11 protein-coding genes are annotated in these 14,504 nt (G+C 49.9%); all 11 read right to left on the reverse strand.

Translation table 11 applies throughout. From position 1 onward, the window contains the following. Positions 1-56: 56 nt before the first annotated feature. Positions 57-470: a dUTP diphosphatase gene (locus DWX32_RS15805; protein ID WP_118427310.1), complete on the reverse strand. Its 414-nt coding sequence runs from the start codon at positions 468-470 to the stop codon at positions 57-59. Continuing rightward, entirely contained in the window at positions 467-1,234 is a 768-nt protein-coding gene (locus DWX32_RS15810; protein ID WP_256372856.1) for an FAD-dependent thymidylate synthase, read from the reverse strand. Before DWX32_RS15810 ends, DWX32_RS15805 begins: the two co-directional genes overlap by 4 nt. Further along, the gene (locus tag DWX32_RS15815) at positions 1,230-1,547 is read right to left on the reverse strand and encodes a hypothetical protein (protein WP_029676883.1); all 318 of its coding nucleotides are present in this window, start codon (positions 1,545-1,547) and stop codon (positions 1,230-1,232) included. The genes DWX32_RS15810 and DWX32_RS15815 overlap by 5 nt, the downstream gene beginning before the upstream one ends. An 83-nt stretch (positions 1,548-1,630) precedes the next feature. Continuing rightward, on the reverse strand, positions 1,631-2,629 hold the full coding sequence (locus DWX32_RS15820; RefSeq protein WP_025577928.1) for a nucleotidyl transferase AbiEii/AbiGii toxin family protein: 999 nt from the start codon (positions 2,627-2,629) through the stop codon (positions 1,631-1,633). Next, positions 2,626-3,243: a DUF6088 family protein gene (locus tag DWX32_RS15825; protein ID WP_025577929.1), complete on the reverse strand. Its 618-nt coding sequence runs from the start codon at positions 3,241-3,243 to the stop codon at positions 2,626-2,628. Before DWX32_RS15825 ends, DWX32_RS15820 begins: the two co-directional genes overlap by 4 nt. Positions 3,244-3,431: 188 nt before the next feature. After that, the gene (locus tag DWX32_RS15830; RefSeq protein WP_071144309.1) at positions 3,432-3,914 is read right to left on the reverse strand and encodes a hypothetical protein; all 483 of its coding nucleotides are present in this window, start codon (positions 3,912-3,914) and stop codon (positions 3,432-3,434) included. 62 nt (positions 3,915-3,976) lie between these two features. Further along, positions 3,977-8,887 carry a class B sortase gene (srtB, locus tag DWX32_RS15835; RefSeq protein ID WP_118595121.1) on the reverse strand — a complete coding sequence of 1,637 codons (4,911 nt, stop codon included), beginning with the start codon at positions 8,885-8,887 and terminating at the stop codon, positions 3,977-3,979. Positions 8,888-8,926: 39 nt separating this feature from the next. Beyond that, complete coding sequence (locus DWX32_RS15840; protein WP_117468867.1) at positions 8,927-10,039, reverse strand: DUF4366 domain-containing protein; 1,113 nt, start codon at positions 10,037-10,039, stop codon at positions 8,927-8,929. Further along, entirely contained in the window at positions 10,029-10,274 is a 246-nt protein-coding gene (locus tag DWX32_RS15845) for a DUF4315 family protein (RefSeq protein WP_025577937.1), read from the reverse strand. The genes DWX32_RS15840 and DWX32_RS15845 overlap by 11 nt, the downstream gene beginning before the upstream one ends. Before the next feature lie 18 nt (positions 10,275-10,292). Continuing rightward, on the reverse strand, positions 10,293-12,971 hold the full coding sequence (locus tag DWX32_RS15850) for a CD1108 family mobile element protein (protein ID WP_118000663.1): 2,679 nt from the start codon (positions 12,969-12,971) through the stop codon (positions 10,293-10,295). 33 nt (positions 12,972-13,004) lie between these two features. After that, on the reverse strand, positions 13,005-14,504 hold a 1,500-nt coding region (locus DWX32_RS15855), incomplete at its 5' end, for a VirB4-like conjugal transfer ATPase, CD1110 family (RefSeq protein WP_199671282.1).

Genomic DNA, 14,504 nt, shown 5'->3' on the forward strand with positions numbered 1-14,504 from the left:
ATGTCCGCTCCCTATACCGATAAGTATTCAAAAACTGTTCTCCAAACAGCCTTTTTCTATTCGCCGGTACTGCCAAAGCTGCCGGTTCCTCGTTCTGTTCCCAGATCGGTTACAAAATCCGCAATGACGATCGGCGTGATCACAAGCTGCCCGATACGGGCTCCCTTAAAAAGAGACTGCGCCTGATTGCTTACATTGCTGATGATCGCATGGATCTCTCCACAATAGCCGGAATCCACAGGCGGCAGTTCACAGACCAGACCTTTTACCGCCATGCTGGTACGGGGAAAGATATATCCCGCATATCCATCCGGTATTTCCAGTCCAAAACCCAAAGGAATTTTGGCGATTTCTCCGGGCTGTAAGGTACAGTCATAGGGCAGATAAACATCCGCTCCGGCATCATTGCCATGCGGACGGTAAGGACGCTGGTGCTCCGGCACGCCAAAGTCGATCAGTTTTATTTTCATCGGCAGTCTCCTTCCCAAAGAGCAGGATAATCTTTTTCCAAAATATCCTCTGGCGTCATATTTGCCTGCAGTTTTCGTCCGCAGGTCATTTTCCCTTCCAGACATCGATCCATCTGACAAAAAGGCCCGGTCAGTGATGGGGCAAACAAAGCAGGGCTTAGTTCATAAAGTTCTTTCCAGACCTTTAGCAGCACGATCCTTGTTTCATCTGTATTTCTCCGGCATACCCGCTGGCTGATGATATGTTTCCACTGATAAGGGGTGGCGCTGATGAGCAGTACATTCCGCAATCCCTGGGGCGTGGCATAGCCGGCCGCATCGTGCCCGCTTCCGGCAGTGCACAGGGCTTCATAACATTTCATGCTTTCATTACAGCTTTTTAAGTACAGTTCCCGTACCACTGCCGGAGCCGTCATAATAGAATACGGGACAGCGAAATCCGCCTGTCCCGTATAGTTGCTGTACTGCAGCGATGCACTCATAAATTTTACTTCGTTCTGGTGGCGGGTGATCTGCGCCAGAAAACGCCTGCTGGCGCCGACAATGGCTACCGTGATCACCGCAAATTTCTGGATGGTAGGATGGGGAAGCGCCCCCATAGCCGCTACTGTCTGAACGCTGAATGATTTTTCGTAGAGCTCCATCAGGTCGTCCATTGAGGCAATCTTATGTCCCTGCTGGGTAAGCCTTGCCGCAAAGACCATGTTTTTTTCTGCTTCCGCTACCGCCTGGCAGTTCAAAATTTTTACTTCAATCTGTTTAATTGGTATGTCCCTCCTTTACAATCGCTTTCAGTAAGAACAGATAGTTAAGACTGTCTGTGATCTTTTCGTCCCATGTGTCCATCGGATAAACCACTTCTTCGGCAAAGCACATATCGTATAGAGAAACAATATGCTTTGCCAGCATACCGGCAAGGGCACGCTGGGGCGTTGTGTGCTGTAAAGCTGCCGCTGCCTTAAATGCACCCAGCCGGTCCGGGTCATCCCCGGTGTATTCTTTGGTTTTCCGTTTCAAGGTATCAGCACAGAGCCGCACCTGTTCGTCAAAAACGGCATTGACTTCATTTTGCGTAATATAGCATCCCTCCTTTGAAAACAAGAAACCGGCTATTCTAAAGCATCTTAGAATAGTCGGCAAATAAATGGATATGTAATTGTTTATAGTGTATTGATCTCTTTTTCCAGTTCCTGGACCGCTGCTATGACTGTCTCAAATGTCGGAACATCCCCATACAACATATCCTGCATAGAGTTATAGTCCGCTTCCAATGCTGCAAACCGATATTCCGGCGGGAGTAATTTTAATGTGCCCGGCACAGCCTCCGGGTACTTCGCCCATGATCTGGGATAGAATTTCATTTTGAAATCTACAACTTTCTTCAGGAGATCCAGCCTGGAAAAAGCAGCTTCTTTAACCGGTGTTGCAGCCATGCGGTAGAGATCATAATAATGTCTGGAATACCGCTGCGGCATTTCCAAATGTTCCGGTCTGTTCGCTTCATGGTGCAGGATTGTGGCTTTTTCCCAGAAGGTCCGTTCCGGGGCAACGGTAAGGATTGCGGTTTCTTTTTGCTCAAAAATCTTCGGATAATATTTTGCCGCGTAAGGTTCGATCTGCGCTGTTTTTGCAGGAGTCCACGCTGCCAGCGCACCAATCTCTAAACGGATCACCTGTAAGGTCGCCGTATTTGTAAAAAGGTGCGGATAGGCGAAAATGACCGTCTGTTTATCCTTTTCATCTATGTAGACATTTGCTTCACAACCGATTTCCTGGGATAAGCCGGCTTTGACTGCCGGGCAGAATGTTTCGGACAGAAATACCTCCGCACGCGCATTGGCTTCTTTGTTAAAAGCATCCTGTTTTGTATTGGAACGTTTCTCCCATGGTTCATCTTTGCCATATCCCAATACACGCCAGTCCAGAATCAAATCAATATCTTCTGAAAACCGGCTGATCAGGTGAAAGGCTTTTGAAAGGCTGGTACCTCCCTTAAAGGTGATGGACTCTTTCCATGGTGAGCGGTGAAATAAATAATCCAGCGTAAAACATACCCAAAAGTCTTTTTCTACGATGGCATCATTCAGTCCCATTTTATCTGCTGTATTTCTGAACAGCTCCCTGCGGTCGTTATCTGAAAGTCTTGCTATATTTCTCATTGTACCTTTTCACCTCCACAAATCTGTCGTATCGTATCGTAAACCCAATCCGTAGACTCTGTTGCTTCCTTCAAACAAGCCTGTTTATCCTTGTCTGTCAGTTTTTCGGAAAGCATCTGTATGACTTCTGGCGTAACATTCGATTTGCCAAGCGTTTTTAATGCCTGTATAACCAAACTTGTCATATAGGACAATCCGGTAATCTCCTTATTGGTCCGGTGCTTAAATTCCAGCTTTGTAGAGTTCCACTCGTAGGTCTTATATGGACCATCGCTGATATAGGACCATACTGCTGTTACCTGTGTTGAAAGACCTAACAGGTTCAATGCTGTATTCCCACATGGGGCAATCGTCCAGTGATAACTTCGTGCCAATGCGTTCGCCACCGCTTCCGGGTCTGCCGCCACATATTCATCCAGAAGTTTGCTATATTTTGGTTTTTCATAAACACCTTTCAAAATGCGGCGAAGCATACCTGCCTGTGTAAGCCGGTTTAAGTTCCGTCTTATGGTTTCCGTATCGGCAATATCCGCAAAATCAGAACTGATGAAAATAGTTCCTTCCGCCGCTGCTTTTATCTGCTCCTGAATCTGTTTGGAATAGCCATTTGCCATATTGCTCACCTCCTTTTGTCCCGAATATTATATATTATTCGGGACAAATTTTCAATAGGCTTCAAGAGTTTTAGCAATAGTATTCCACATAGAACAGAATTTATACATCAGTTTCAAATTCTATATCAGGAGATGGGAACTATCGTATTCTTATTTTGTCCCGAATATTGTGTATTATTCGGGACATTTTAAGCACTCGGCAGGTAGATCCAGTCGTGCATCAGGCACACGCTGGGTTCGTCCTCCCTTGGAACCAGACGGTAGGTACATTCCCCATAGACCGTGCGTTTGTCCTCGATCTCCATGCCATAGGCTTTATAAAAGCGGTATTCCAGATTGGAGATGATACAGCGCAGGGTTTGCAGAGCCTCCCTCTGAGCTGATACGATCAGGTCACGGTCAATGCTGCGCTTCAAAAACAGCAGCGACTTGTAAAGCTGTACCTCTGTGCGGTAAGGGCGGCAGTCTTTCGTTTCCAGCCATCCGCAAAAAGCGACCGGTCCGCTCTGGATCACACTGCGGTCCGGGTGATAATACTCGTAGCAGTCCAGGTTTGCCGTATTCAGAAGATAGAGCATTTCCCGGACTTCATTTTCCGGCATGTCGTAAAACCGCAAAAGTGAGCGGTAAAGATGGACATAGCCGGGAATGGAAATCATGGTATTTACCATAAAATAAAATCCTCCTTGTAAACAGCAGGTGCGGGAGCTTTTGCCCCCGCACCGTCTAAAATCTATATTTCGTTATCTACTTTCACGAGTTTTCCCATGACAAGGAAGCGTCCTGTGCCGCCCGGCGTACAGGTAGAAAGGGTCAGTACCTTATCGCTGCAGGTCACAGTCACATCACTTTCCACCGCAGAACGTTCCTTCATAGCTGTAAGCCAGGTAGTATAAGCACCGTCATCCTTCCAGGAAAGCTGCCAGGGAGAAGTTTCACTGCCGGATTCTTCCGGCTTTGCTGCAAAAGCCGCAAAGATCTCCATGACATAACCCCCCTTCGGAGTAACGAGATACATCTGCCTGTGAGCATCAAAGTAACTTTGTTCATCGTACCGGTTCAGCAGCGCAAACATGGAACCATCCCGCATATTATGACCATAAATGATCGTATTGCGGTCTGAAAAATCTGCCCGGTTTTCATAATCGGCAAACAGGCAGCCAACCTTGTTATAGGTTCCGTCATAAAGATGGTTCAGGTAATATTCGTTGTTGTCGGTCTGCGTTACCGGATAATTGAGCACCGTATCAGGAAGGGAAAGCCATCCGATGATGTCCGGTCCATTTTCACGGAGCGTTTCAAAGTCTACCGAAGGCAGGACAATATCGGCATCGTCCCGTTTTGGTTCTGTCGGATCGGGTGCCGACTCCGGGGAAGCTGTCTGCTCCGGTACTTCCACATATCCGGCAAGATCTCGATAGGCATCTTTACTCTCAGCATACTGGTTCAAGTCACGGAACACCAAAAAACCGCTGCCAAGAGCCACCAGAACGCAGAGTGAAAGGACAGAAACCCCGACAGCCGTTCTTTTCGGGGAAGTCCTGCTGTATTTTCCCTTTTTGAAATAATACACAGCAAATACGCTGCCGCCGATCAGTACGGCTGCCAGCAGTCCGCCATACAGGAAAATATACGGATCATCCCCGGTCTGCGGTACCGGCTTTTGAGGGGTGGAAGGATTGGAGGGAACAGAAGGCTTTTCCGGGTTCTTTGGGTTATCCGGCTTTTCCGGTTTTTCATTAAAGAACTGGACTGTAGATGTCTGATCTGCCTTAATCTCCACCGTGGCGGCATCAGGAATGATGTAATCCTTGCTTGCCCGGTTTGCAACTTCTGTTACGGTATAAATACCGACACGAAGGCCCTTAACTTCAATCACGCCGGATTTTGGAGTGGTGAATGTCTCGCAGTAGGAGCCGTCCGCACTCTTAACCTCGATGGCAAAACCATCTTTGCGCCCGTCGCTGGAATCCTTTGTGATCTTTAAGTTGCCGCGGTAAGCCTCATTGGTAAATCCGTGCCCGGCTTCTCCATTTTCCACAACTGCGACCTGTCCATCTTCTGTGATGGAAAAATAGTAAGCGTTTGAGTCAGGCTGATAGCCCTCCGGCGCTTTGCTTTCTTTGATAAAGTAGCCGCCAGCCAGAAGGTTTTCCGCCGTATGATAGCCTGCATCGGTTTCTTTCAGCGTACCGATCTTTTGATCGTCAGGATCATATTCCTGGTTGGCGTTGAAATCCGCATACAGGTCGAACACTGCACCGGGCAGGAAGCGCAGGAAAGAATTCTTGTCTTTCTTATCCTCCTTTTCCACAGGGGACGGTTCCTCCACAGCTTCGGTTTTAGTTACCTGCACACTGCCGCGGATCAGGGTGTTTTCCACACGGATCTCGATATGCTGTCCGTCTGCACCGATATATACATGGTGCTGCTGCGGGCTTACCGTATAAAGGTCAGGGGCAGAGATCTCCTTGACGATCCAGTGTCCGTAAGGAATGTTCTCAAAGGAAAAACTGCCGTCTTTTCCGGTAATAGCAGTAAGCAGCGCATTTTCTTCAGTAAATTCTTCGGTATCAGGTCTAAACAGACCCATGAGCGCACCGGCAAGCGTGACATCCTCGCCGCCTTCCGGGTTTTCCCCGACTTTTACACCGTCTACACGCCCACGGAGAAGTTCATTGGAAACAGCCTCGCCTTCATTGACAAGGATCTGTACCAGGGCGGTTTCCTGACCAGCATACTCAAAGACAACCGGATATTCCTGATTCGAAAGGATATAGGCGCCGTTGGTTGTGCGTTCCTTGACATAATAGCTGCCAAAAGGCAGGTCGGAAGCGAAGGAAGCGCTGTAACCGCCGGATTCCTCAGACGAAACAGAGACCACTTCCAGAAGTCCACCTGCCGGGATTACGCTGCCATCTGCCGCCGTCAGGTCTGCGGAAGCATAAAGTCCAAAGGAAATATCCTTATATTCCTCGTTCATGCCAAGACCGAACAGGTCATCGGTCTCCATTGCCTTGAAAAGTGTGACATCCACTTTCTGGCGTTCGTCATAAAGACCGGCCGCTGTCTGTGTAACCTCTACGGTCTCACCCGCATAGGTCAGTTCCACATATTCCGGTTGAGGATTCAACACACAGCCGGAAGGCGCCTGACGTTCCTCCAGACGATAACGGCCAAGATAGAGAGACCCGCTTTTCGCTGTGCCGTCCTCGCCGGTCGTAAGTGTTTCCACAACCGTATCTTTTTCTGCCCGCAAGGTACCGTCACCGGTATAAATATCTTCATCTGCGATCACATCATAGACCGCTCCGGGAAGTCCGGCAACCTCATATACCGGTTGGTACAGTCCGTCGTTTTCCTGGACAGAAGCAAATACTTCTCCGGTCTTTGTGATGGTAAGCTGGCCTTTCTGCGGCATATTGTACTGAGTGACCGTCACAACCGCCTCGCTGCCGTCAATGGTAAACGGTACCGGCTGATCGGAAAGCACATAGCCATAAGGGGCAGCCACCTCATAAAGTTCATAATCCCCGGCGGCCAAAGGCTCCGGCAGCATCAGCCAGCCCTCGTCAGAAACATAGAAGGTATCCAGTGTTTCCGGGTTCGGATAGTAGACGGTCTGGGTGATAAATTCCCCGGTGGAAAGATCCTTGATCTGAAAACCGGTTCCGGTCACAGGGATAATCTTTCCGGTCTCTGCGTCACATTTTTCAACTTTCAGACGGGCTGTGATGGTGCGGTTGTTCAGGATATAGCTGTAAGTCTTTCCGTCAGAGGAAATGAATACCGTAAAGTCCGGGACAAAGGCTTTGCCTTCCTCGCCTGCGATCTGATGGACCGTATAATGTCCATAAGGAAGCGGTTTACTGGAAGCAAAACCATCCGCATCCGTGGTAAGAAGGTCACGTTCACTTTCCTTTGCCGCGTCATAGCTCCCGGCTGCCTTTAAGTAAACTTCAAAGACTGCGCCTGCTTCCGGGCGTTCGATGATACCAGCATTGGGATCGTCGGTATTTTCGCCCTCAGGCACATCCGGGTCCAGGTCATCGGTGTGCTTGACAAGCTGGATATTTCCGTAAATAACCGTTTCCGTCACCTGATTTTCTGTGGTATTGAGTTCCACTTCATACAGGGAAGGGGATGCACCCACTTCATAAATGGTTTCATTCAGAAGATACCCGGTGCTCGGTTCGATTTCCCGGATCGTCCAGCCATCCCCGCATACATAATAGCGGGTCATAAAGCTGCCATCCGGTCCGGTAGTATAAGTGTCGATCAGTTCGCCATCACGGAAGATCCCATAGGCCGCCCCTGCAAGCGTGGCATCCCCCTGAGCATTTCCGGTGTCAGCATCACTCTTTACCACATGGACGCGAAATTTCTTCAGAATATTGCTGAAATGTACCGAAGAAGTCTGCCCGCTTTCAATGGTCACGTACTGTGCGGAAGGGGTCACATAGCGGTCCACCGGAAGTTCTTTTACCAGATAGGTTCCCGGCAGGAGCTTCTTTTCAATCTGGCCGTTTTCTCCGGTCGTAACTTCCTCATTGACTTCATTTCCCAAAATGTCCGTACCGGAGATATGGAAGGTGATACCGGAAACAATGCCGTCCTCACTGGTCTTGACAAGTTTTGCGGTACCGTAAGTTTCCGTTTTGAATTTTACAAAGAAGGAAACCGGATCGCTGGCGCCGGTCATCATGGTCTGGTAGCCGGGTCTGCCCCAGATCAGCATGTCGTTTGCCACCGGGATATTCTTTCGGAATTCAAACAGCACCGGGTCCATCATCATCTGCCTGCTGGTAAAGGTGTATTCATTTCCGTTTCTTGTCACAGAAACGCCGCTGCCTTTCAAAGCCTCCAGATCGATCTTCAAGTTATTGGTATCTGTGACCGTCAGGGTATAGACCTTTTTTTCTACATCCCATTTCAGTTCCAGTTCCGGTGCTTCGCTTTTCTTAGAAGAAGTAAAGGAAGGTACTGTGGAATGGGAAGCGACCTGTGCAAGAATCCAGTCATAGGCTTTTTCTGCCGGTCGTCCGGCGATCACGCTGAAATACTGGTCGGCGTCTGCGTGGCCGTTTCCGTGGCGGCTGTACGGATCGCTTCTAAGTTGCTGCTGGTATTCCCAAAGGATGATCTGGGTTGCCATCTTATAGTCATCCTCGTTGATTCCGGAAACAGGGAGCGCCGCACCGGGTTTCCAGCCATAGATCGCAGTCAGGGTGATCCCCCTCCTTGCCTCGGCAGGAAGCAGGTTCAGGTATTGGCTGTTGGTCCCGCTTTCCGAAACATAGGTATTTTCCGAAGTATGGTAAGGAATCCCGCTCTCCACACAGTAAACCTGGTGGCTGATCCCGTCAGAATCCGTCAGCATATAGTGCCGGTAAGCATTGCCCCCGGAACTGGTGTGTACATCGATGGTTCCGTCTGCATGGTAGGCAAGATAGGTGTAAGGCGCCGGGGCACGGTAGTGGTTCCCATCAGAGCCCACATACTGGTCGCCCAGCCAGGAGCTTGCCGTCTGTCCGACAGACATGGCAAAAGCCTGAGCCGGAAGAAGCCCCAAAATGCTTGCCATACAAAGCAAAAACGCCAACAGCTTGCGAAAGCCGCGGCGTCTGGTTATGATATGTTCCATGAAAAAATCCTCACTTTCATAAAATCTAAAAGGACGGCCTTATTTGCTGTCCTTGTCGTCAAAATCATCCTCGGAAAGATATTCCGGTTCCCCGTATGCCTCATCCGGGTCAAAGCCTTCGCCATAACCGTCATCCTCAAATTCCGCATCGTCCTCGGCCTGCTGTTTCGGACGCACGATTTTTACATAGTAACCGATCCCGCCGACCGCAAGTAAGGCAGCAAGGATAAACAGGATCGTGCCGACGCTGCCGGTTTCTTTCTTCGGCTTTTCCGGTTCTGCCGGTTTTTCAGTTTCCGCCGGCTTTTCTTTTCCTTTGCAGCCATTTAAGTCATTTTTGCAGACCGGACAGCCGGTATTAACCTTTCCTGCCTCACATTTTTCTGTGCAGTTACAGCTTTCTTCCTGGGGGATCATGCTCATGCTGCCATTGTTCTTTTCTGCAAGTGCCATCAGGTCGGACTCTGTGACGCCGTTTAAGAAGTAGACATTGTTATCTTCCCGTTTCCCGTCGATCACCAGATAAAAGACATTGCCCGCGTCCGTAGTGATGGTGTAAAACTGTTTTTCCCCATCCGTACCGCTGATGTTGTCCTGTACCGTTCCGGTGCCTTCCGGGGTAAATGCACCTTCCGGGATCGCAGAAGTATTTTCCTGCTGTCCGGTACTGTTATCTGAACCGGAAGAATTTCCGCCGCCGGAAGGGGTTGCAGCGTTTGAGCCGGAAGGTTTTTCTTCCTTAGGCGGTTTTGTCTGTGTACCGGACGGACTCTGGGGTGCTGTCGTAGCAGGTTTCTTTTCAGGAGCCGGTTCTTTGTAATACGGATTATCCAGCTTTACCACATCAGAACGGTTGCCGGCATAATCTTTTGCGTATATGCTTACCTGTTTTTCTGTTCCGGCATAATCTTTCAGTGCGACCGACGCTTTCCCGTCGGTGAGGGAGTTGATACGGTTTTCATCAACAAAGACCGCCTCCACGCCGGATAGATCGTCACTGCTTTCTATTTTCAGGGCATCGCCCTCCATGGAAGCAGTCAGCGTTGGCGGTGTGGTGTCTTTGGAACCGCCGGCATGAGCCGTTACAGGTAATGCGCTGACACTTACAAGAAGCGTAAGCGCCAGCAGCAGGGAAAGTTTTTTAAGCCTCATGCACATCCTCCTTCTCCTGCGGTAAAACAGTTTCCGAAGGGGCTGCCTGCTGTGATTTCAAAAAATCCGCAAGCTGCTGGGGCGTCAGTTTGAAACTGCGCGCCACCGCTACATAATCGGTATTTTCCAGCTCTGTTTTCTGTTCCTCCAGCTTATGGAGCTTTGCCTGCATTTCCGCAATCTTTGTTTTGGTCTTTTCAATTTCCTTTTCCAGTTTTTCAATTTTAGGATTCAATTTATTACCTCCAATCTGTTAAGGCAGACGCCCAAATGTATAAAAATGCTGCTGCCAGTAGCTTGTATTGATGTTTGCATAAGAAATCGGGTCTCCACAGTGGATCATCATTCCATTTCCCACATAGATCCCTACATGGCTTGCGCCGCTGGTGTTGTAGGTCCCCTGGAAGAAGATCAGGTCGCCCGGTTTTGCATCCGCACTTGATACCGGCGTACATACACCTAAAAGACCATCCGCGGTCAGCCTTCCAAAATTCCAGCCAACGCCGCAGTTGTTGATTACCCAGGACACATAGCCGGAACAGTCAAAGGAAGTGGAAGGGCTTGCGCCTCCCCATACATACGGATAGCCAAGATATTTTTCCGCCTCGGCCATCATTGCGGCAAACTGTTCATCTGCAAGGGCTTCCGGTGGAATGTCATAATCGAAGTAGTTTCCTGTGCCGCCTGAACCAACTTCCGGCAGGTGCCGTTCGCTGGTATCGCCGGTATCGGCAAAATACAGGGGATTCAAATACTGGCCGTCAACCAGGACTTCTAAGTGCAGGTGGGCCCCGGTAGAATTTCCGGTATTCCCGACCTTTGCAATCACATCCCCGGCTTTGACCTCCTGCCCGGCAGAAACAAGGATCTGGGAACAGTGCCCGTATTTGGTCGTCAGGGTATGTTCTTCGTATGCCTCGCCTTCAATAGCGACACACAAGCCATAACCGCCGGCATTTCCCGCAAGGGTGACCGTTCCGTCATGCCCGGCAAGGATCTCTGTGCCCTCCGGCATCCCGATGTCCACACCGGTGTGATAGTTCTTTTCCCCGCTGATGGGATGTACCCGATAGCCGTAGTAGCTGGTCACATAAGGAAGCCAGTTGGTGCCAAAGACATTTTTGACATACTGGCGGTTTCCTTTTGTCTGCAGCAGGATCTCGCAGATCTCTTTCTGGTCTGCGTTCATCCGGGAAACGACCAGGTTTTCCAGAGGTGTGACTGTGAGCTTGACATTTAAGATGCGCCATTCATAAGGCACTTCCTCCTGGGTTTCTTCCCCGGTTTCCGGGTCAACGGAAGTTTCTGTGCGATAACGGATCTCGGTTTCTTCTGAAAAGGACAGGGTATATTGTTCCTGAAAAAGCTGCCGCAGCACGCTTTCCACTTCATCGTAAGTAAATCCCTGATAAGCAGAAGTCAGATACCCCATCAGCACATACGGGTCATGCTCGATCGCGCCCAGGTTATACCGGTATTCGTCATAGCCGGGGCGGTCTGATTCCACCCGGTCTATTTCCATTTGCAGATCTGTTTCCCACTCGGTATAGGTAAGCTCCGCCTGATTGATGTCCTGATCGTCTGCAAGATAGGTAGAAGCAGCCAGACTTCCCAGACCGCCGGTTCCGATATTGGAGAATGTAGAAAACAGGGACATGATCAGGAAAATTACCAAAAGGAGAAGCAGGAGAACAAGGCAGATCACAGGGTGCTGTTTGACCGCATGGACAATACCGACGCTGACCCTCTCTGTTGCGACTGCGGCATTTTTGGCCTGTTTCCCGGCTTCACGGGCAGCCTTGGCATACTGCCTTTTCAGTTTTTGTTTCTGCCACATCCGGGCAATCGCATGTTTCTTCAACTCCGGGTGGTCGCTAAGAGCCTGCCGGTGGGCAAGTCTTGCGTTTGCCTTTGCTGATTTTTGCTGTAATTTCGCTGCCTTTCGGTAGGGGGCAGTTTTATGCCGGTGATATGCCGTGCGAAGCCCCGCCTCGCCCACAAGTTCAGAGCGGTGGGCTGCCTTGATCCCCACATTTTCATCCTCTGCCTCATAAATCTTTTTATGAGCGTAACCAATGGCAGTATTGGCGCCCGCCTTGACCGGACGCAGAGGTACAGGTCCTTTTACATGGGCCTTTTGGGATTTAACCTCCTTTTCAAATTTTAAGTGTTTTTTGGCTTTTCCGGTCTCCGGGTCGGAAACCGTCTCCATGCGCAGTTTCTTCCGGGCTGGCAGACGGTCTTGTGCCTGCTCTGCTTTTTGTGCAGTCCGTTCCGCCCTCCGTCTTGCATGGGTGAGCTTTTTATCCTTTGGCTCCGGCGGCAGTTCATCCGCAGTAAATTCCAGTTTGGATGTTTTCGGCGGTTCGCTATCCATACCCTTTTCCTTCTGCGCTGCCTGTTCCTCCGCCTGTGCCGCTTCCTGAAAACGCTGCTGATATTTGTTCCCATGCTGGTGTGTTCGGTAACGGTGTTCCTGACCGGATCTGTCTGTGCCGTTCGGTGGGGCTGAGCCTTCGGAAGAAGGAGCATATTTTCCGGTATCATGGTCTGTCACATCCTCTGTTACAAAAGAACGCCTGGAAGCCTCCTGCCGGAAATTGCTTCGCACGTTGTCCTGTATCGGGGGCGCTGTCCTGGTAGCATCCGGTGTCTCAAAGTGTTCCGAAAAACCATCCAAAGCGGTTGCATACGCTTCGCCCTGTTCCAGCAAGGACGCCGGTGTTTCCGGTGACAGATGGGAAAATTCCGTCTGTACAGGGATGTCCTGCCTGTGTGTCTTGCCGTTGACAGAAGAAGGGGTGTCCCGTGCCCTGCGCAGGTCAAAATTCTGTTCGGTCTGCCTGGCTGCCGGTTGATCCTCCCCGTGGGAATCACGCACCGGCATCCGGGTATCTTTGCGCCTCCTTTGAAATTCCCTGTCGTGTGCCATTGTTCTCACCTCCGATCCATTTTAATTTTTGTCTCACGCTTTGGTCCCCGCTACTTCATCCGGTCTTGTGGTAAGCACGCTGTACAAGAGTGTGTCCTTCGGGAAGTGGTCCACAAAAGGGATGATCACATTTCCAAAGAACAAAAGCCCCTCGCCGGGACCGGAATGGGTCACATACGAAAGCTGGTGCGGGGAGATTCCCAACTGCTTTGCCAAAATCTGACGGTCTCCCTGGGCCTGGTTGAGCATATAGATAAAGTCCGAGTTCTCAAAAATATTTTCGATCTCACGGGAAGCCAGAAGGTCCTTGACATTCTGCGTTAAACCTGATGGGATTCCGCCCCATTTACGGAAGCGTTTCCAGATCTCCACGCTGAAACTTCCTGTCTGCCCTTTCAAAAGAAGATGGAATTCGTCGATATAGAACCAGGTTGTTTTATGTTTGGAGCGATTGGCCGTGACACGGTTCCACACCGCATCCTGCATGATCAAAAGCCCGATTTCCTTTAAGGCTTTTCCCAGTGACTTAAGCTGGAAACACAGTACCCGGTGTTTATCCATCTGGATATTGGAACGGTGGTTGAACACGTTAAGGGAACCATTGACATAGATTTCCAGCGCCGTTGCGATATTCTGTGCCTCCGGTTCAGACTGTTTCAAAAGCAGCTCGTAAAGATCACCTAAGATCGGCATATTTTCCGGGCACGGGTCCTGCAGGTATTCCCGGTACACCAGTCTGGTACAACGGTCGATGATCGTCCTTTCAATGGGGGAAAGTCCTTCTTTGCCGCCGATGATAAGGTCACACAGCGACAGGATAAAATCACTTTTCAAAGTGATCGGGTTTTCATCATCGGAATAGTCCAGATTGATGTCCATCGGGTTGATGTAGTTCGTGGAAGTAGGGGAAATATCAATGACCTGCCCCTGGGAACCGAACTGCTGTACCAGCGGCCCATACTCATTTTCCGGGTCGGCGATAATGATGTCGTCCTCCGTCAGAAGGAACACATTGACGATCTCACGCTTGGCAGAGAAAGATTTGCCGCTTCCTGGGGTACCGAGAAACAGCCCATTGGGGTTTTTCAGCGTTTTTCTGTTCGCCATAATCAGGTTATTGGAAAGGGCGTTCAGGCCGTAATACAATGCCTCGCCCTCCTGGAACAGTTCACAGGTGGTAAACGGTACAAAGATCGCTGTGCTGCTAGTCGTAAGCCCGCGCTCAATCTCAATCTGGTTCGTACCAAGAGCAAGCGAGGACATAAGCCCCTGTTCCTGCTGGTAATCCAGCCGTTTTAAGGCACAGTTGTATTTCTGTGCCACACCCGAAGCGGCAAAAATATCATTGAACAGCTTCTGACGTTTGGCAGCGATATTTTCCACCAGTACCGTCACAAGGAACATGCGCTCATTGCGGCTCTGTAAATCCTGCAAAAGATTTTTGGCTTCTTCTCCATAGGTGGCAAGGTCGGTGGGAAATAGCGATAGGTAAGCCTTTGAAGTTATCTCCAGCTTTTCCCCCGCTTCACACCG

Source organism: Blautia sp. AF19-13LB, from assembly GCF_003479105.1.
Classification (GTDB): Bacteria; Bacillota; Clostridia; order Lachnospirales; family Lachnospiraceae; genus Fusicatenibacter; species Fusicatenibacter saccharivorans.

What these genes read in the sequence shown, in the direction of transcription:
- DWX32_RS15805 (WP_118427310.1), bottom strand. Translation starts at nt 470, where the DNA reads ATGAAAATAAAACTGATCGACTTTGGCGTGCCGGAGCACCAGCGTCCT.
- DWX32_RS15820 (WP_025577928.1), bottom strand. Translation starts at nt 2,629, where the DNA reads ATGAGAAATATAGCAAGACTTTCAGATAACGACCGCAGGGAGCTGTTC.
- DWX32_RS15825 (WP_025577929.1), bottom strand. Translation starts at nt 3,243, where the DNA reads ATGGCAAATGGCTATTCCAAACAGATTCAGGAGCAGATAAAAGCAGCG.
- DWX32_RS15830 (WP_071144309.1), bottom strand. Translation starts at nt 3,914, where the DNA reads ATGGTAAATACCATGATTTCCATTCCCGGCTATGTCCATCTTTACCGC.
- srtB (WP_118595121.1), bottom strand. Translation starts at nt 8,887, where the DNA reads ATGGAACATATCATAACCAGACGCCGCGGCTTTCGCAAGCTGTTGGCG.
- DWX32_RS15840 (WP_117468867.1), bottom strand. Translation starts at nt 10,039, where the DNA reads ATGAGGCTTAAAAAACTTTCCCTGCTGCTGGCGCTTACGCTTCTTGTA.
- DWX32_RS15850 (WP_118000663.1), bottom strand. Translation starts at nt 12,971, where the DNA reads ATGGCACACGACAGGGAATTTCAAAGGAGGCGCAAAGATACCCGGATG.